Genomic DNA, 17873 nt, shown 5'->3' on the forward strand with positions numbered 1-17873 from the left:
CCCCTCTCAACCCCCGGCCCCGCAGGACGAACACCATGATCCGCACCGCCGTACTGGCCGCCGCCCTTGTGCTCGCGCCGCTCGCCGCGCACGCCGCCCCCGTCTACGTCCACGCCGGCAAGCTGGTCGACACCCTGCAGGGCAAGGTGCTGACCGACCAGATGATCACCATCGACGGCGAGCGGATCGTGGCGGTCGGGCCGTGGAAGGCCCCGCCCGCCGGCGGCCAGGTGATCGACTGGTCCAGGCGCATGGTGCTGCCTGGCCTGATCGACATGCACACCCACCTGGTCGACCAGGAGCAGACCGAGAACATCGCCGAGCCCCTGCTGACCACGGCCGCCTACCAGGCCTATATCGGCGCGGACCACGCGCGGAAGACCCTGGAGGCCGGCTTCACCAGCGTGCGTGACGTCGGCACCTGGCGGGCCTTCGGCGACGTGGCCCTGCGCGACGCGATCAACGCGGGCCTGGTGCCCGGTCCCCGGATGTCGGTGGCCGGCGCCTACATCACCATCCCCGGCGGCGGCGGCGAGATCACCGGCATTTCCGACGACGTGAAGCTGCCGGACGAGATGCGGGTGGGGGTGGTCACCGACGCCGCCGACGCCCGCCGCAAGGCCGCCAACATCCTGGCCCACCACGCCGACTTTCTGAAACTCATCGCCACCGGCGCGGTCCTGACCGTGGGCACCGAGCCCGGCCAGCAGGAGCTGACCGAGGACGAGATGCGCGCCGCCATCGAGGAGGCCGCCCGCCGCGGGACCTACGCCACCGCCCACGCCCATGGGGCCGAGGGCATGAAGTCGGCCATGCGGGCGGGCGTGCGCTCGATCGAGCACGGCTCGCTGATGGACGACGAGGCCATCGCCATGATGAAGGCCAAGGGCGTGTTCCTGGTGGCCGACATCTATGACGGCGACTGGATCGACGAATACGGCAAGGCCCACGGCTGGCCGGCCGAGACCCTGCGCAAGAACTGGGAGACGACCGAGGCCCAGCGCCAGGGGTTCCGCAAGGCGGTCAAGGCGGGCGTCAAGATCGCCTACGGCACCGACGCCGGAGTCTATCCGCACGGGCTGAACGCCCGGCAGATGAAGTACATGGTCCGCTGGGGCATGACTCCGATGCAGGCCGTCCAGTCGGCCACCACCGTGGCGGCCGAGCTGATGGGCAAGACCGACGTCGGCGCCGTGGCCCCCGGCCGCTACGCCGACCTGATCGCCGTCGACGGCGACGCCATGGCCGACGTCTCGGTGCTGGAGCACGTGGCGGCGGTGATGAAGGGCGGGGTGGTGGTGAAGGACTGAGCGCCTAGCCGCCGCGCACGACGGCGGTCGCGAAGGCGGCCAGGACCACGGCGATCCAGACGCCCGTGGCGATCCACGACCGGATGACGGCGCGCGACAGTTCAGGGTCGTTCAGGCGAAAGGGCGCGCGGCTGCAATAGAAGCGGCCCGCGGCGTCGCGGGCGGCGAAGGAATAGCCCTGGAACGTCCGCCAGAGGTCCGGATGGCGCTGGGCCAGGATGCTGCTCACCTGGGCGTAGCGGAACATCGAGACCGCGCCGGCCGCCATGTTGGCGATGATAAAGGCCAGGAGGAGAAAGGCGTCGGTCAGGCTCATGTCACGGCTCGAAGCGTGACCACAGCATAGGGCGAGGCGATCGGTTTGAAAGCTCCGTTCGGGAAAAGGTCTTCCGGGCGCAATTGCCGCAACGTCGTTGAGCGAATCGCAACCTACAACTTAAGCGTCCCGTTAACCTTTGAGGCGCACCGTCCGTACCATGATCACTCGCCTCCTCACCGCCACAGGTCGTCTGGTCGTCTCGTTCGGGGCGGCGCTGCCGCTCGGCGATCGCCTGCTCGACTCCCGCTACAGCGACGACGAGGGCGAGCACCTGATGTGGGGACTGGGCTTCTATGTCAGCCTGATCCTCGCCGTGGTCTCGCTGTTCGCCTGGCGGCACTGAGCCGCCCGCGCTAGAGCACCCGAAGAGCCCGGCGATCCCGCGCGGGTCCTGGTCAAAAGGCGTGCGCGATGATCCTGTGCGGAGACCCCTCCCGCTTCGCCGTGAAATGGGAAGTCGTGTATCCGGACGACAAGCCCATCGGCCGTTTCGCCCTGTTCATCGACGGCCACGAGATCGGTGATTTCTCCGACGACGGGACCTATCTGCACGGCTGCTTCTGCCATGGGCTGGAGCTGGGGGATCGATGGGGCGACAAGTTCGAGCCCGGGCTGTTMGAAATGGAAAAGCTCCAGGCGTTCGAAACCCTCGTCTATCCGATCTACGGCCACCACTACGGCGTCCAAGGTCGTGAAGAGATCTATCCCGATATCTATGGCCGGTTTCACATCCACCATATCGGGATGTCGTCCATGGACGACTTCCTCCTCCTGGTCATGAAGAACGAGCAGGGCGACGAAACGCGGTTCATCTGGCGGCAGGGGCGCGGCGAAATCCACGAGGCGCGTCTGCCGGCCGCGGAGGTCGAGGCGGTCTTCGCGGAATTCCTGGAAAGGGCCGAATCCGAAGTCGAGCCCGGCACGCGGGCGGCGCACTACGCCTGGAGGGCGAAGCAGGCGGAGATCATGGCCCGCCCGAAAATGCGGCGGCGGTCGGGACGAACCAAATAGGGGAGAGGCGGACGAAATCCTGGCCTCCTAAGGATTTTAACGCTCACGCCGCCGCAATCTTGCCTGGGGATTCACCAAAAGTCCGCTTGGCGTGGCTCCTGCAGTGTGCAATGCAACACGATGTTGCTGTGCAGCATTGAAACAGCTGTCATGCACGCGCGGTAAGACCGACGCTGAGTGAGCATAAAGGAGTGATCCCCATGGCCGACGAACACACCTACTTCGTTCGACCCGTCTCCGGCGTCTGGCACGTGACTTGGAACGACGCTCCCGATCTGATCGGTTCGTATCCCGCCCAGCCCGAAGCCGTCGGCGTGGCCGAGATGCTGGCCCGGCACATGCGCACCCAGGGCAAGACCGCCCGGGTGTCGGTCTCCGAGCCGGAAGTCCGCCGCGCCAGCTGGGGCCGCGCGAGCCTCGGCGCCCAGGCGGCGGCTTAAGCCAGATACCCCGCGGCCAACCGCTCGGCGATCGCCCCGGCCTCGGCCGGGGTGAACACGGTCGCGTCCAGGCACAGCTCCAGCCATAGCCCGTCCACCACGGCCGTMAGGCCGATGGCGGCCAGCCGCGCGTCCACCGACGGGTCGCAGGCCGCCAGCAGCTCCTCCAGCCGCGCGCGGTAGCCGGCATAGGTGCGCCGGTGGATCGCCGCGATGGCGGGGTCCACCTTCACCAGGCTCCAGAAGGCCAGCCAGGTGGCCAAGAGGTCCGGGTCCAGCACCGGCGGGGCGAAGCTGGCGGTCAGATAGGCCGACAGGCGCTCGCGCGCGTCTTGGCGCGGGTCCGACCCCGCCGCCGCCACCGCCGCCTCCAGCGCCGCGTCGATCCGCGCGCCGGTCGCCTCGTAGGCCGCGGCGATCAGGGCGTCGACGCCGTCGAAATAGTGCCGCAGCAGGCCGGCGCTGACCCCCGCCTCGGCGCAGATCGTCCGCACGGAGGCGCCGGCCACGCCCCTGGCCGCCAGCACCCGGGCGGCGGCCTCGATCAGGGCTGTGCGGCGGACGTCGGGGGCCTCGCGGGTGAAGGGGGCGCGGGGGGTCATGGGTGAAGCCCCCCTACATCCCCAATCGTTGTCATCCCGGAAGCCCCGCAGGGGCTGTCCGGGACCCAGGTGACTGGGCCAGCACGGCGCAGCCGCCCCTGGGTCCCGGACAAGCGCTGCGCGCTTTCCGGGATGACAACCTTTGTTGTTGCGGAGAGGGAAATCACCACCCCTCCGGCGCCCTCGGCAGCCGGGCCTGCGGGATCAACGCCCGCATCTTGCGGCCGAAGCTCCGCAAGCTGACCTCGGTCTCCGCCAGCGGGCCCGCCGTGAAGGTCCGCGAGGCCATGCCCTGCTGGACGCGGGCCACCAGCTCGGTGTCCTCGGCGTTGACCTGGCGATTGATGCGCCAGTTCAGGTAGCGCGCCGCCCGCATCTCGCGCCGTTCGTCGGGCAGGGCGTAGGCGATCTCGCGGATCATGGTCTGGGTGGCCGAGACCGGGATGAACTGCATGAAGTCCACCTGGTCGGGATAGATGTCGAACGCCTGGTTGGGCCAGAGCTTGAAATAGGTCCACAGCCGCTTGCGCTCGGACGGCAGGTGCTCGGCGTCGGGCAGGATCTTCTGGTAGAGCCGCTCCGAGGGGTTGCGCGACGGCTCGTCGATCAGCTGGCCCCACATCTTGTCGACCCAGGTCTGCGCCTCCACGCCGTAGCCCTTGCCGAACAGCCGCGTCAGGCCCGGATGGGCGACGGGGATGTGCAGGCCGTCGGAATAGTTGTCGCTGATGTTCTTCCAGTTCACCTCGCGCGGACGCAGGATGACGCGGCCGAACGGGACCATCTCCTCGAAGCGGTAGGGCTCCAGCTCGTGGTCGTAGGGGGCCATCATCTCGGCGACGCTGGGGCCCCCTTCTTGAGAATTGGCGCCCTCGAGGCGCACGAAGACGAAGCCGCGATAGACCTCCGCCTGGAACGGGGCCAGGCTCTGCTGGTCGACGTTCAGGGCGGGGTAGGTCTCGGGATAGGGCGCGGCGATCAGCCGGCCGTCCAGGGCGTAGGTCCAGGCGTGGTAGGGGCAGACGATCCGGGCGCAGCGGCCCGACGGCCCGTCCAGCAGCCGCGCGGCGCGGTGGCGGCAGACATTGGCGAAGGCCCGCACCCGGCCGTCCTTGCCGCGCACCACCACCACGCTCTCGCCCAGGAACTCGAAGGTGTGGAAGTCGCCGCTGTGGGGGATGTCGTTCAGATGGCAGACGATCTGCCAGGACGGCCGCAGGACCTTGTCCTGCTCCTCGCGGAAGAAGCGCTCGCTGCCGTAGATCCAGCCGGGGAGACCCCAGTCCGCGTCGGGGTCGTGGTTGGGGAGGTTCAGGTCCATCAACATCCCTCCCTAAATCCGCTCATCCCGGCGAATGCCGGGACCCAGATCCTAAAGCTGGGATGGGGGCTGGAAGCGCTCAGCGCTCTTGGCGTCAGCCACACCGCCATTCCATCTGGGTCCCGGCATTCGCCGGGATGAGCGGGATTTTTTGCCATCACCGCCCCACCAGACTCAGCTTCACCGCCGTCGCGAAATCCCGGTCGCGCAGGATCTCCCGCGCCGCGTTCCGGCCCGGATTGCCCGAGACCCCGCCGCCCGGATGGCAGCCGGCCCCGCACATGTAGAGCCCCTTGATCGGCGCCCGGTGGCTGGCGTGGCCCAGCACCGGCCGCGCCGCCCACAGCTGATCCAGCGACATGTGGCCGTGCATGATGTCGCCGTTGACCAGGCCGAACTTCCGCTCCAGGTCGACCGGCGACAGGATCATCCGGCCCAGGACCGACGCCTTGAAGTTGGGGGCCCACTGGTTGACCGTGTCGATGATCAGGTCGGCCGCCGCCTCGCGCTCGTCGTCCCAGCTGCGGCCGTCGGGCAGGTCCCAGGCGAACTGCTGGCAGAACAGGCTGGCCACGTGCTGGCCGGGCGGAGCCAGGGTGTCGTCCAGGGTCGAGGGGATCAGGATCTCGACGATCGGCCGCTTGCTGATCCCGGTCGCCTTGGCGTCGCGATAGGCCTCGTCCATGTAGTCCAGGGTGGGCGACAGCACGATGCCGCACTGGTGGTGCTCGGCCACCGCCTTGCCGGGCAGGCAGGTGAAGTCGGGCAGTTCCGACAGGGCCACGTTCATGCGGAAGGTGCCCGAGCMGTTCTTGTAGCCCTTGATCGCCTTCCTGAACGGGGCGGGCAGGGCCGAGGGCGCGACCAGCGAACCGTACAGCAGGGCCGGGTTGAGGTTGGAGCTGATGATGGGGGCCATGATCTGGGTGCCGTCGACCAACTGCACGCCGACCGCCCGCCTGCCGCCGCCCTTCGGGGCGTCTTCCACATGCACGCCCTCGACCTTGGCGTTCAGCAGGATGTCCACGCCCTTGGCGCGGCAGGCCTTGGCCATGGCCTGGGTGATCGCGCCCATGCCGCCGACCGCGTGACCCCAGGCGCCCTTCTTGCCGTTCACCTCGCCGAAGGTGTGGTGCAGCAGGACATAGGCCGACCCCGGCGTGTCGGGGCTGGCGAAGTTGCCGACCACGGCGTCGAAGCCGAAGCTGGCCTTGACCGCGTCGCTCTCGAACCAGCCGTCCAGGAAGTCGCGGGCGCTCTTGGTGAAAAGGTCCAGCAGGTCGCGCTTGCGCTCGCGGGAGAGGCCCGCCAGCCGGCCGCCCTGCTTGAGGCCGCGCAGCAGGCCCGGCAGGCCGTCGCCCAGGTTCGGCGGGGTCTCGCCGGCCAGGTCGCGCAGCACGTCGCCGATCTCGTCCAGCATGTCGTAGTAGGCCGGCAGGCGCTCGGCGTCCTTCTCCGAGAACTTGCGGAACTCGGCCTGGGTGCGCTCCAGCCCGCCGCCCAGCTTCATGTAGGTCTTGTCGTCGATGGGCAGGAAGTTGGAGATCGGTCGCTCCAGGATGCGCAGGCCGTGGCCGTGCAGGTCCATGTCGGCGATGACCTTGGGGCTGAGCAGGCTGACCGTATAGCTGGCCACCGAGTTGCGGAAGCCCGGATGGAACTCCTCGGTCACCGCCGCCCCGCCGACCACGTCGCGGGCCTCGCAGACCGTGACCTTCAGCCCGGCGCTGGCCAGGTAGAAGGCGCAGACCAGTCCGTTGTGGCCCCCGCCGATGATGACGGCGTCGCGCTGGATGGCCATGGTCGTTACCTCTCCCCAGGGTGTGGGGAGGAGGTTGCTATACGAGTGTAAAATAGGCAAGGGGCTCGGTGGCTCACCCACTTGCCCCCACCTGACCGCTTCGCGGTCTGTCCGCCCCCATAGGGGGCGGAGGCCGAAAGCGCGTGGCCTCTTCCCCCTCTGGGGGAAGACGATCGCGAAGCGATCCGTAGGGGGCAAGTGTTCGCCGCCGCTACGCCGGGCTTTTCACGCTCGGCCGGTCCTGCAGCCGCGCGTTCCACGCGATCAGCGCCGTGCAGTCCTCCGGCACGGCCAGCTGGGCGAAGCCGGCGAAGACCAGGCCTTCCAGCACGGTGATGTCGGCCATCGAGAAGGCGTCGCCGGCCACGTAGGGGCGGTCGCGCAGCACCTTGTCGAAATAGCGCATGCCGGCGATCGCCTTGTCGCCCTGGCGGCGGCCCCAGTCGGCGCGGCCTTGCCAGTCGGGGCTCTTGTAGGCCTGCAGGGCCGGGCTCAGGCCGGGCGTGGCGTGGTGGAAGTAGTCGCCGACGGCGTCGATCAGCTGGGTCTCGGCGCGCTTCTGCATCATGTGGATCACGCCCTTCTCGCGCGGCGTGCGGCCGGTCAGCACCGGGTCGCCGTCGAGGTTGTCGAGATACTCCGTGATGGCCGTGCATTCGGCGATGCAGAAGCCGTCGTCCAGCTCCAGCACCGGCACCGTGCCGGTCGGGTTCAGCGCCAGGAAATCGTCCTGCCGGTTCTCGGCGGCCGGCACGTCGACCTTCACGAAGGTGACCTGGTCGGCCAGGCCCTTCTCGGCCAGGGCGATGCGGATGCGCAGCGGATTGGGGAAGCCGGGGATGTCGTGGATCTTCATGGGGGAAGCCTTCTCAAGTTGTCTACCTATCGATAGGTAGATAGCGCGGATAAAGGCGCTTCCGCTTCGGCGAGTCAACGCCTATCTACTGATAGGTAACTGGAGCGACGCCTTKAGCACCACCGACACGCGGGAGACGATCATGGCCGTGGCCAAGGCCATGGTGCAGGCGCGCGGCTACAACGCCCTGAGCTTCCGCGAGATCGCCAAGGACATCGGGATCAAGAGCGCCAGCATCCACTACCACTTCCCGACCAAGGCCGAGCTGGGGGCGGCGCTGGCCAAGCGCTACACCGACGACGCCATGGACAGCCTGGAGCGGCTGATGGCGGCCGACCTCGACCTGGAGACCAAGTTCGCCCGCTACGTCTCGGTGTTCCGCGCCGCCCTGCTGAACGACAACCGCATGTGCCTGTACGGGATCATGGCCGCCGAGTACGGCGACCTGCCGCCGCAGGTGCGCATCCAGGTCGACGCCTTCAGCGCGGCCAACACCGACTGGCTGTCGCGGCTGCTGGGGTCCGACGAGGCGCGGGCGCTTGCGATCTTCGCGGCCATCGAGGGCGCGCAGCTGGTGGCCCGCGGGCGGGACGACATCGCGGTGTTCGACCAGACGATCGCGGCGTACCGGGCGGCGGGGCTGACGCCGTAGGGAGTCCCTGCGGAGAACACTTGCCCCCTACGGATCGCTTCGCGATCGTCTTCCCCCACAGGGGGAAGAGGCTTCGTGCGCGCGTCCTCCGCCCCCTGTGGGGGCGGACAGACCGCGTAGCGGTCAGGTGGGGGCAAGTGTTCGCCGCACCGGGCTCTTAAGAACGCTCCCCGCCCCGCGCCGTCAGCCAGTACATCACCGGCGTCGCCACCCGTGACAGCACCGTGCTGGTGATCAGCCCGCCGATGATCACGATGGCGAGCGGCGAGTACAGACCCGACCCCTCCATCGCCAGCGGCAGCAGCCCGCCGATCGCCGTGACCGAGGTCAGCAGCACCGGCAGGAACCGCACCTCGCCGGCCTTCTCGATGGCGTCGTGCAGGCCCATGCCGTCGCGCCGCAGCTGTTCGGTGAAATCCACCAGCAGGATCGAGTTCTTGATCTCAATCCCTATGAGCGCGATCAGCCCGATGGTCGCGGTGAAGCTCAGCGAGTAGCCGGTGATCCACAGGGCCGCCACCGCCCCGAACAGGCCGAACGGGATGATGCCGGCCACCACCAGGGCGGTCTTGAACTTCTGGAACTCCAGGACCAGCACCGCCAGGATCCCGAACACCGCCACCATCACCGCCGCGCCCAGCCCCGCGAAGCTTTCGGACTGGGCCTCGGCCTGGCCGCCCAGCGACAGGCGGTAGCCGGGCGGCATGGGCAGCTCGCGGTCCAGGCGGGCCAGGGCGTCGGCCGTGACCTTGGCGGTCAGGTAGCCGGTCTGGACATAGGCGGTCACCGTCACCGTGCGCTCGCGGTCGAAGCGGTCGATCCGCGCGGGGCTGGAGCGCAGGGTGGGCGAGGCGATCGCCCCCAGGGGCGCGGCCTCACCGTCGGCGGTGGGCACGTACAGCTTGGCCAGATCGGCCAGGGTGTTGTGGTCGCCGGTCTGGACCGCCCCGGCCGGGGCGGTCATCGGCAGGCGCACCTTGACCGCGTAGTCGTCGCCGTCGGCGTCGCGGAAGCGGCCGGTCTCCTCGCCCGACAGGGCCAGGCGGGCCACGCGGCGCGGGGCGCCGGCCGGCACGCCCAGGGCGGCGGCCTTGCCCTCGTCGACGCCCAGGTCGAGGTCCGTGCGGTCCAGGCGCATGGGGTTGTTGACGTCGCGCGCGCCCGGCGTCGCCTTCAGGATCGCCTCGGCGCGGGCGGCCAGGGCCTTGAGCACGTCCAGGTCGCGGCCGGTCAGGCGCACGGCCACCGGCGCCTCGATGGGCGGGCCGTTCTCGAAGGTGACGACGCTGATCCGCGCCCCGGGGAAGCGGGCGAAGTCGGCGCGCAGGCCGTCCAGCACCTTGTCGCTCTGGCCCGGCTCCCAGGCCTTCAGGCTGGCGAACACCTCGGCGTAGGTGGTGGCGCTCTCGCGCTGGGACTGGTTGTAGAACACCTGCGGATTGCCGCGCCCCAGGTTGTCGGCCTGCCAGACGATCTTCGGCTCGGCCTTCAGCCGGGCCTCGACGAAGCGCAGGGCGCGGTCGGTGCGCGACAGCGGGCTGCCGTTGGGCGTCTCGATGCGGATCAGGAACTGCGGGGTCTCGGCGGCGGGGAACAGGCTGGAGCCGACGATCTTCAGCATCGGCACGGTGGTGGCGCACAGGGCCAGCATGATCGCCAGCGACAGCCACGGCCGGGCCAGGCCGAAATGCAGCACCGGCCGGTAGAAGCGGTGGATGCCGCCGTTCACCGCCCGCAGCAGGCGGTTGCCCTCGGGGTCGGAATGCTTGTCCAGCACCCGGCTGGCCAGGAACGGGATGATGGTCATCGAGACCAGCAGCGAGGCGCCCACCGTGCACAGCACCGTCACCGGCAGCGACTTGATATAGGCCCCCGAGCCGGCCGGCAGGGCCATCAGCGGCAGGAAGGCCAGCATCAGGCAGGCCGTGCAGCCCAGCACCGCCAGGGCGATCTGGTTGGCGCCGTTGACCGCCGCGTCCGTCCGCGCCTCGCCCTCGCGGATGCGGCGGGCGATGTTCTCGGTGATGACGATGCTGTCGTCGACCAGCAGGCCCAGGGCCAGCACGAAGCCGGCGATCGACAGCTGGTTCAGGGTGAAGCCGAAGGCCTGCAGCAGCACCAGGCCGATCAGCAGGGAGAGCGGGATCGACACCATCACCACCAGGCCGGCGCGCGGCCCCAGCGGCAGCAGGGTGATCAGCACCAGGGCCAGGGCGATGCCGAAGTCGCGGAACAGGTTGTTCAGCCGGTGCTCGACGTTCTTGGCCTGGACGAAGCCGCGCTCCAGCTTCACCCCGGCCGGCAGGGTCTTCTCGTAGTCGTCCAGCACCTTGTCGACGGCCTTGGTGATCCGGGCGACGTCCTGGCCGTCCTTCTGGGTCACCGTCACGAACACGGCCCGCTTGCCGTTGAAGCGGGCCAGGTGGGTGGGCTCGTCCTGGGCCCAGGCCACGTCGGCCACGTCGCGGACCCGCACCACCTGGCCGCCGATCGAGCGGACCGGGGTGGCCTTGATGGTCTCCAGGTCGCGGAAGGCCCCGCCGGCCTTGACGTTGAACCGCCGCTCGCCCGCCTGGACCGCGCCGATGGGAGCCTCGGCGCCGTTGGCCTTCAGGGCGTCGGAGACGGCGGTGGCCGGCAGCTTGAGCGCGGACAGCCGGGCCAGGTCCAGCGACACCCGCACCTCGCTGCTGGGCGTGCCCCAGTATTCGGAGCGGCGCACGCCCGGCACGCGGTCGATCTGCTCGCGCAGCCGGTCGGCCACCTTCTCCAGGCGGCGCATGGGCAGGGTGTCGCTGACCAGGGCGGTCTGGATGACAGCCACCTCGGTGGTGCGCACCCGCTCGATCTCCAGACGCGCCAGGCCGGCCGGCAGGTTGCCCCGGATGGCGTTCACCTCGCGCACCACCTGGTCGTACTTGCGCTCGGGATCGACGTTCCAGGTGAAGTGGACGGCGACGACGGCCGCGCCGTCCAGGCTGGTGGAGATCACCTTGTCGATGTCGTCCAGGCCGTAGACCGCGTCCTCGATGGGATGGGCGACCAGCTGCTCCATCTCGGCCGGCTCGGCGCCGGGCAGGACGGCGCGGATCACGACGATGGGCACGGGGAAGTGCGGATCCTCGGACCGCGGCACGTTCAGGAAGGCGTTCAGGCCCAGCATCACCAGCAGGCCGAAGGCGACCAGGGTGAACTGCCAGCGGCGGACCGCGAAGCCGGCGAGGTCGAACTTCATTGGGTTCGTTCCCAACKATGGTTGACCGTTGTCGGCGCCACCCTTTCAACCGTCATCCCGGGCCTTGTGCCCGGGACCCCTCTGTCCGCCGCAAGTGCGGATGAGGCGAACCGCTGGCGGTTCGCTTGCGCTTCACGTGCGAGCTGAACCAGGGGTCCCGGGCACAAGGCCCGGGATGACGGCCGGGAGGGGGATGCGGCGGGGTGCGAAGGCGAACGCATCACTTGCCGCCCGCCTTCGCCGCGCCCAGCGCCTTCGGGTCGGTCACCGTCACCCGGTCCCCGTCCGAGACGAAGCCCGCCCCGGCGGTGATCACCCGCGCCCCGTCGGGCAGGCCGGCCACCAGGGCGTCGTCGCCGTCGAAGCCGCCGAACTGCACCGGCGTGCGGCGGGCGCGTCCATTGTCCAGCCGCAGCACGGCCGCCTTGCCGCCCGAGGCCTCCAGCACCGCCTCGGCGGGGATGCGGGCGAAGGTCGGGCCGCCAAGACCCGAGGGTGTGGCCGGCGCGCGGCTGGCCAGGCGGGCGGTGGCGATCTGGCCGCTGCGCAGGTCGGGCCGGGCCGCGACCTCGATCTCGACGGTCACCGCCCCGGTGCGGGCGTCGGCCGACTGGCCCACGCGGGTGACGTGGCCGGCCAGGACCTGGCCGGGCAGGGCGTCCACGCTCACCTCGACCGGCGCCCCGACGCTGACCCCCGCCACCTCGCGGTCGGGCAGGGGCACGCGCAGCACCAGGGGGCTGTTCAGGTCGGCGACCGTGACCACGGCCTGGCCGGGCTGGACAACCTCGCCGGCCTGGGCCTTGCGCTCCAGCACCACGCCCGAGGCGGGCGAGACCAGTTGGGCCCAGCGCCGGTCGAAGGCGGCGGAATTGTAGGCGGCGGCGGCCGAGCGCACGGCGCTTTCGGCGTCGTCCACCCGCACCTTGGCCACATAGCCCTTGGCGTAGAGGGTCTTGGCCCGCTCCAGGTCGCGGCGGGCCTTGTCGAGGTCGGACGACGAGGCCTGCTGGCGGGCGTCGACGGCGGCGGGGTCGATGCTGGCCAGCACCTGGCCGGCCCGGACCGGGTCGCCGGCCTCGACCCCGACCCTGGTCAGCACCCCGGCGATGCGGAACGACAGCGCCATCTCGCGGCGGCGCTCCAGGGTCCCGGTGGCGGTGACCCCGCCGGACGCGCGCGGGGCGGAGACGGCGACGGCCTCCACCGCCTGGGGCGGCGGCGGGGCGGCGGGGGTCTTGGCGGGACCGCAGGCGGCGAGGGTCAGGGCGGCTGCAAGGACAGTGATTGTGACGCCCGCCCCCAACCTTTCCACCGTCATCCCGGGCCTTGTGCCCGGGACCCCTCTGTCCGCCGCAGGTGCGGATGGGGCGAACCGCCGGCGGTTCGCTTGCGCCTCACGTGCGAGCTGAACCAGGGGTCCCGGGCACAAGGCCCGGGATGACGAGCCGAAAGGAGAGGGACGAGGTTCCGACGCCGATGGGCCGCTGGCGCCGCTCGCGAGATCATCGATCCGTCCACGCACAGCCCAACCCCTCGACTATCGATCAGTGATAAGTTATCAGTGATAGATTATCGCGTCTTGTCAAGCCGCCTCCACTCGGAGAAAGGTCGGAATCGATGAAGTCGCCTCAGGTCCGATCGCCGCGTAAACCCAAGGGCCAAGGCGCCGAACGCAGGGAAGAAATCCTCGACGCGGCCCTGCGGCTCTTCGCCGAAAAGGACGTGCACGCGGTCTCGACCCGGCAGATCGCCGAGGCGGCCGGGATCAGCCAGCCGGCGCTCTACGCCTATTTCGCCACCAAGGACGACCTGATCGCCGAGCTGTGCGTGCGGGCCTTCGCCAGGCTCAAGGCGCGGATGGACGACGGCAAGTCGCGCTGGACGCCGACGCCCGAGATGTTCGACCGGGCGATGATGACCTATATCGACTTCGCCCTCAGCGAGCCCGACGCCTACCGCGTGGCCTTCATGGTCGAGAAGGGGCCCGAGGGGTCGTTCCACGCCCGCACCGGCGGGCGGCCGATGGCGGCGGGCATGGAGGCCTTCCAGGGCTTCGTGGCCATGATCGCCGACCTGCACGCCGCCGGCCTGACCCACGACGACGATCCCCTGCGCCTGACCCAGACCCTGTGGGCCGGMCTGCACGGCCTGGTCTCGCTGCTGATCGCCCGGTCGGAATTCCCCTGGGTCGAGCGCGAGGCCCTGATCGCCGGCCACATCGCCATGCTGCGGCGAGGGGCGCTGAAGGGGTGATTTCCGGGGGAACACCCCCTATATCCGCCGTTCCCCATCCTGAACGTCGGAACACCCCCATGGCCAAGCTGCAGCCCCTCGAAACCTTCAGCCTGCAGGAAACCGACGACGGCTACCGCCTGCTGGTCTCGGCCGTCGGCGGCGAGGCGCTCTACGTCTCGATCACGCCCGACCAGATGGACGACATCATCGAGAGCCTGGAAGCGGCCATGGGCGGGGAAGAGGAAGAGGGCGTCGAGGAAGACGAGGCGTTCTGAGGCTCTTCCTGTTTCCATCCATTTCCATTTTCAAACCGTCATCCCGGGCCTTGTGCCCGGGACCCCTGGTTCAGCTGAACTGTGAGACGCAAGCGGTTCGCTGGCGAACCGCCCCCGCTGCACCTGCGGCGGACAAAGGGGTCCCGGGCACAAGGCCCGGGATGACGGTTGTTAAAATTAGAACAAAATGGCAACTTATGGGCATCGAAGTTCGTCGAGGCAATCGATGGTTGGTCGTGAATCCTGGATCGCCGCCTACATCATGGCCGATCGCTATCGGGGCACGCTCTACATCGGCGTGACCAGCGCCTTCGAAACCCGGATGGTTCAACATCGGGAAGGGGTCTTTCCAGGTTTCACCAAGCGGTATGGCCTCACCCGGCTGGTCTGGTACGAGGAGCATGACCTGATGACCGAGGCCATCCAGCGTGAGCGGTCGTTGAAGGAGTGGCGGCGGCAGTGGAAGATCAACCTCATCGAGCGGGACAATCCGCGATGGGATGACCTCTACGAAGCTGCGTTCGAGTGGACGCCGGTTCCCCGTCAGGTTTGACGAACCCTCACTCCCCCTGCGTCAGCACCTGGCCGTTGATCAGTTGCTGGCCCAGCATCTTCACCACCTCGGGGCTCTGGGCGAACTTGCCGTGGTTGAGGCTGTCGCCGGCCTTCAGCTTGGTCAGGTCGATGACGGTGATGTGGCCGTTGGCCTCAAGCTTCGAGCGGAAGGGCTCGCGGCTGGGGTCGATGGCGCCCAGGCGCAGCAGGTTGCCCGACAGCAAGCGCGAGACCATCAGGGCCCGGTCGTCGCGCGACACGAAGATGGTGATATGCGGCGGGTTCGGCCCCAGGGCCTGGACCTGGTGGGCGAACACCTGCGGGTCGATGTCGGGCGAGGCCAGGACCACGTTGTTGATCTTGGCCGGCAGGCCGCCGCGGCGGATGGCCAGCTGGCGCAGCGCCTCCATGGTCAGGTAGGTGCCCATCGAGTGGGCCACCACGGTCATCTCCTTGACCGCCGGGGCGTCGGCCGCCTTGGTCAGGGCCTCCTCCAGGGCGTCGCGCGAATAGATCGCGCTGTCGCGGTCGTACTGGTAGTCCAGCAGCTTGCCGCGCGAGGGCCAGGTGAACAGCAGCGGCGCGGCGTCGGCCTGGGAGTCGGCCACGAACTGGGCGTAGCGGTAGACGGCGCTCTCGAACCGCGTGTTGAAGCCGTGCACGAACACCAGCAGCCGCGCGTGCTCGCCGCCCATGCGGTTGAACCAGGCCAGGGTGTTGGCCTTGTCGGACGGGGCCAGGCTGACGGTGGTGAACGCGGTGGCCGGGTCGGGCGGCTCGTGCTTGGGCCACTCGACCGCCCCGACCTTGTGGTTGGGCGGCACCGAGACCACGATCTCGGCGGCCGAGGCGCTGGTGTCGCGCTCGCCGCCGTAGATCACCCCGGGCGCGGGCGAGGCGGCGCGGGTGGTGACCACCAGCATGTCGATATGGCGCGCGCCGGGCGGGGCGGGCGCGGCGGTCGGCAGCAGGAAGCCCTTGGGCGTGCTTCCGCAGGCGCTCACCAGGATCGCGGCGGCCAGTGCGGCGATGGGGCGACGGACGGCCACGGCGGTCTCCCAGGCGGAAGGCGCATCGTGGACCATGCCGCGCCTGGGTAAATGGGGCGATCCCCGGACGGAGCGTCCTCCGCCCCCTATGGGGGCGGACAGGCGGCCCTCCGCCCCCTATGGGGGCGGACAGACGGCGTAGCCGTCAGGTGGGGGCAAGTGGGTGCGCCGCTGAGCCCGTCACCCACTTGCCCCCTACGGGTCGCTTCGCGACCGTCTTCCCCCATAGGGGGAAGAAGCTGTAGCTGCTAGACACCGCCCCTATGTCCCGCTTCACCCCTTCCGCCGGCCTGCGCGCCGCCTTGCCTTACGTCTGCCTGCTGGGCGCGATGGTGTCGCTGTGCGCGGGCACCTCGTTCGCCAAGACGCTGTTCCCGCTGGTCGGCGCCCAGGGGACCAGCGCCTACCGCGTCGGCTTCTCGGCCCTGATCCTGTGCCTGATCTGGCGGCCCTGGCGGATGCCGATGACCCGCAAGGACCTGATCGCCGTCGCCTGGTACGGCGCGGTGATGGGGGTGATGAACCTGTGCTTCTACATGGCCCTCCGCACCATCCCGCTGGGCCTGGCCATCGCCATCGAGTTCACCGGGCCGCTCAGCCTGGCGATGATMCATGCGCGCAAGCCGATCCACTTTTTCTGGATCGCCCTGGCGGTGGCGGGCCTGGGCCTGCTGCTGCCGCTGGGCGACGTCAGCCTGAACCTCGACCTGGTCGGGGTGGCCTTCGCGGCGGCGGCGGGGGTGTGCTGGGCGCTGTACATCGTGGCCGGCCAGCGGACCGGGCACCTGCACGGCGGCCGCTCGGTGGCCCTAGGCATGGCGACGGCCGCCCTGGTCATCGCGCCCTTCGGCCTGGTCACGGCGGGGGCGTCGCTGCTGAACCCCACCGCGATCGGCCTGGGCCTGGTGGTGGCGGTGGTGTCCAGCGCCATCCCCTATTCGCTGGAGATGGTGGCCCTGCGCGGCATCTCGAAACGCAGCTTCGGGGTGATGCTGAGCCTGGAGCCGGCGGTCGGCGCCCTGGCCGGCCTGCTGGTGCTGGGCGAGCATCTGGTCGGCCGCCAGTGGCTGGCCATCGCCTTCGTCATCGCCGCCTCGGTGGGCACGGTGGTGACGGACCCGTCGCGCAAGCAGGCCGAGGCGCCGCTACACGACTAGCAACCGGGGACACGCCGCAAGGGCATGTCCCCGGTCTGTTACTCCGCCGCGTAGACCACCGGGTGCACGTGCGCCCACAGGTGGGCCCGATACGTGTCGAAGCACTGCTCGCCGCAGATCAGGCGCATGACCGCGCCCTCGGCGATGAAGCGGGCGCAGTGGGGGAATTCGCTGACCAGGGGATGCAGGGCCTCGGCGTTCCAGGCCTTGGAATGCTCGACGTCCAGCTGGGCGTGCAGGGCGAAATACTTGCGGGCCGAGGGCGAGACGCCCAGGCGCTTGAGGCCGGCGTCGACGCAGGCCACGCGGCCGGGGGCCGTCAGCTCGACCACGCCCAAGGCGCCGATCGACTGGTAGGTGTAGCGCCGGGTGGTGGCGAAGGCGGTCATGGTGTTGGCCAGGGCCAGGGACTGCCACAGGGTGGAATCGATGGTTGGCGTCAGGCCCAGGACCTGCGTCGTGCGGGTCAGCATCGGGCCATGCATGCCGGCGGCCGCGCCGCGGCCCATCTCGTCCCAGTAGTTGCGGGCCAGCTCCAGCTTGGCGCGGTCGCTGACCTTGACCTGGGTCATGGCCACCAGGTCGTCGAAGCCGGCCTCGCCGGCCGCCTCCTGGGTCAGGAACCATTGCAGGTCCGGCAGGCTGGCGGCGCCCTCGAGCCAGTCGAACAGCGGGTCGTCCTGGCCGGGGCCGGTCTCCCGCAGCTGTTCGAACCAGGCCACGAAGTCGTCGGCGTCCGTCGGGACGGCGGACACCAGCGGCAGGATGTGGTCGCGGAACTGCTCGACATACTCGCCCTCGATCCGCTTCATCCGGGCGTCGTCCGACAGCTCGGCCCGCCAGTCGGGGTCGGGCGTCCCGACCGCCAGGCGGCGGTGGTTCCAGTGCGCCAGGCCCCGGTGCAGGGCCTCGGCGTCGGGGAATTCCGGGGTGAAGGCGCCGATGCGCGCCAGTCGTTCGCCACCAAACACGGCGTGCTCCTGTGGGGTCTCTTTACGGAAATCGCGGACGGAAAAGGCCGCCCCGGGGAGGGGGCGGCCTCGTCGTCCGGT

At 69.7% G+C, this 17873-nt stretch carries 18 protein-coding genes; 9 read left to right on the forward strand and 9 right to left on the reverse strand.

All coding sequences use genetic code 11. The features are described 5' to 3' along the window. Nucleotides 1-35: 35 nt before the first annotated feature. Nucleotides 36-1310 (forward strand): Xaa-Pro dipeptidase, encoded by a 1275-nt coding sequence (locus AC1U89_RS18675; protein ID WP_479901153.1) that lies wholly within the window; start codon nucleotides 36-38, stop codon nucleotides 1308-1310. 4 nt (nucleotides 1311-1314) lie between these two features. On the opposite strand, the gene AC1U89_RS18680 is transcribed toward AC1U89_RS18675, so the two are convergent. Then, a complete protein-coding gene (locus AC1U89_RS18680) occupies nucleotides 1315-1626 on the reverse strand; it encodes a hypothetical protein (RefSeq protein WP_479901154.1) in 312 nt (103 codons plus the stop codon). A 160-nt stretch (nucleotides 1627-1786) separates the two neighbouring features. Between AC1U89_RS18680 and AC1U89_RS18685 the strand changes: the two genes are divergently transcribed. The 3 genes from AC1U89_RS18685 (at nucleotide 1787) to AC1U89_RS18695 (ending at nucleotide 3080) form a co-directional block, all read left to right on the forward strand. Then, nucleotides 1787-1972, forward strand: a complete 186-nt coding sequence (locus tag AC1U89_RS18685; protein ID WP_479901155.1) for a hypothetical protein — start codon at nucleotides 1787-1789, stop codon at nucleotides 1970-1972. 68 nt (nucleotides 1973-2040) lie between these two features. Then, the gene (locus AC1U89_RS18690; RefSeq protein ID WP_479901156.1) at nucleotides 2041-2640 is read left to right on the forward strand and encodes an Imm42 family immunity protein; all 600 of its coding nucleotides are present in this window, start codon (nucleotides 2041-2043) and stop codon (nucleotides 2638-2640) included. 200 nt (nucleotides 2641-2840) lie between these two features. Then, complete coding sequence (locus AC1U89_RS18695; protein ID WP_029907761.1) at nucleotides 2841-3080, forward strand: hypothetical protein; 240 nt, start codon at nucleotides 2841-2843, stop codon at nucleotides 3078-3080. Here AC1U89_RS18695 and AC1U89_RS18700 read toward each other — a convergent pair. The 4 genes from AC1U89_RS18700 to AC1U89_RS18715 form a co-directional block, all read right to left on the reverse strand. Beyond that, entirely contained in the window at nucleotides 3077-3682 is a 606-nt protein-coding gene (locus AC1U89_RS18700) for a TetR family transcriptional regulator C-terminal domain-containing protein (protein WP_479901157.1), read from the reverse strand. The genes AC1U89_RS18695 and AC1U89_RS18700 overlap by 4 nt on opposite strands. 163 nt (nucleotides 3683-3845) lie before the next feature. Beyond that, nucleotides 3846-5009: an aromatic ring-hydroxylating oxygenase subunit alpha gene (locus AC1U89_RS18705; protein WP_479901158.1), complete on the reverse strand. Its 1164-nt coding sequence runs from the start codon at nucleotides 5007-5009 to the stop codon at nucleotides 3846-3848. Between the two features lie 151 nt (nucleotides 5010-5160). After that, a complete protein-coding gene (locus tag AC1U89_RS18710) occupies nucleotides 5161-6804 on the reverse strand; it encodes a phytoene desaturase family protein (protein WP_479901159.1) in 1644 nt (547 codons plus the stop codon). 211 nt (nucleotides 6805-7015) lie between these two features. Continuing rightward, complete coding sequence (locus tag AC1U89_RS18715; protein WP_479901160.1) at nucleotides 7016-7660, reverse strand: glutathione S-transferase; 645 nt, start codon at nucleotides 7658-7660, stop codon at nucleotides 7016-7018. A gap of 142 nt (nucleotides 7661-7802) precedes the next feature. Between AC1U89_RS18715 and AC1U89_RS18720 the strand changes: the two genes are divergently transcribed. Next, the gene (locus AC1U89_RS18720) at nucleotides 7803-8312 is read left to right on the forward strand and encodes a TetR/AcrR family transcriptional regulator (RefSeq protein ID WP_479901161.1); all 510 of its coding nucleotides are present in this window, start codon (nucleotides 7803-7805) and stop codon (nucleotides 8310-8312) included. Between the two features lie 157 nt (nucleotides 8313-8469). On the opposite strand, the gene AC1U89_RS18725 is transcribed toward AC1U89_RS18720, so the two are convergent. Both AC1U89_RS18725 and AC1U89_RS18730 read right to left on the reverse strand, forming a co-directional pair. Then, the gene (locus tag AC1U89_RS18725; RefSeq protein WP_479901162.1) at nucleotides 8470-11547 is read right to left on the reverse strand and encodes an efflux RND transporter permease subunit; all 3078 of its coding nucleotides are present in this window, start codon (nucleotides 11545-11547) and stop codon (nucleotides 8470-8472) included. Nucleotides 11548-11767: 220 nt separating this feature from the next. Beyond that, nucleotides 11768-12868 carry an efflux RND transporter periplasmic adaptor subunit gene (locus tag AC1U89_RS18730; RefSeq protein WP_479901163.1) on the reverse strand — a complete coding sequence of 367 codons (1101 nt, stop codon included), beginning with the start codon at nucleotides 12866-12868 and terminating at the stop codon, nucleotides 11768-11770. A gap of 299 nt (nucleotides 12869-13167) precedes the next feature. Here AC1U89_RS18730 and AC1U89_RS18735 point away from each other — a divergent pair, with 299 nt between their 5' ends. From AC1U89_RS18735 to AC1U89_RS18745, 3 genes are all read left to right on the forward strand, one after another. Continuing rightward, nucleotides 13168-13803, forward strand: a complete 636-nt coding sequence (locus AC1U89_RS18735; protein ID WP_479901164.1) for a TetR/AcrR family transcriptional regulator — start codon at nucleotides 13168-13170, stop codon at nucleotides 13801-13803. A gap of 59 nt (nucleotides 13804-13862) precedes the next feature. Then, nucleotides 13863-14060 (forward strand): hypothetical protein, encoded by a 198-nt coding sequence (locus AC1U89_RS18740; protein WP_479901165.1) that lies wholly within the window; start codon nucleotides 13863-13865, stop codon nucleotides 14058-14060. 226 nt (nucleotides 14061-14286) lie between these two features. Continuing rightward, complete coding sequence (locus AC1U89_RS18745; RefSeq protein WP_479901166.1) at nucleotides 14287-14613, forward strand: GIY-YIG nuclease family protein; 327 nt, start codon at nucleotides 14287-14289, stop codon at nucleotides 14611-14613. 7 nt (nucleotides 14614-14620) lie between these two features. Here AC1U89_RS18745 and AC1U89_RS18750 read toward each other — a convergent pair whose 3' ends face one another. Next, entirely contained in the window at nucleotides 14621-15664 is a 1044-nt protein-coding gene (locus AC1U89_RS18750; RefSeq protein WP_479901167.1) for an alpha/beta hydrolase, read from the reverse strand. A 263-nt stretch (nucleotides 15665-15927) separates the two neighbouring features. Between AC1U89_RS18750 and AC1U89_RS18755 the strand changes: the two genes are divergently transcribed. Next, nucleotides 15928-16821 carry an EamA family transporter gene (locus AC1U89_RS18755; RefSeq protein ID WP_479901168.1) on the forward strand — a complete coding sequence of 298 codons (894 nt, stop codon included), beginning with the start codon at nucleotides 15928-15930 and terminating at the stop codon, nucleotides 16819-16821. Nucleotides 16822-16859: 38 nt separating this feature from the next. On the opposite strand, the gene AC1U89_RS18760 is transcribed toward AC1U89_RS18755, so the two are convergent. Continuing rightward, the gene (locus AC1U89_RS18760) at nucleotides 16860-17792 is read right to left on the reverse strand and encodes an iron-containing redox enzyme family protein (RefSeq protein ID WP_479901169.1); all 933 of its coding nucleotides are present in this window, start codon (nucleotides 17790-17792) and stop codon (nucleotides 16860-16862) included. Nucleotides 17793-17873: the final 81 nt, after the last annotated feature.

Source organism: Caulobacter sp. 05T431 (assembly GCF_056665975.1).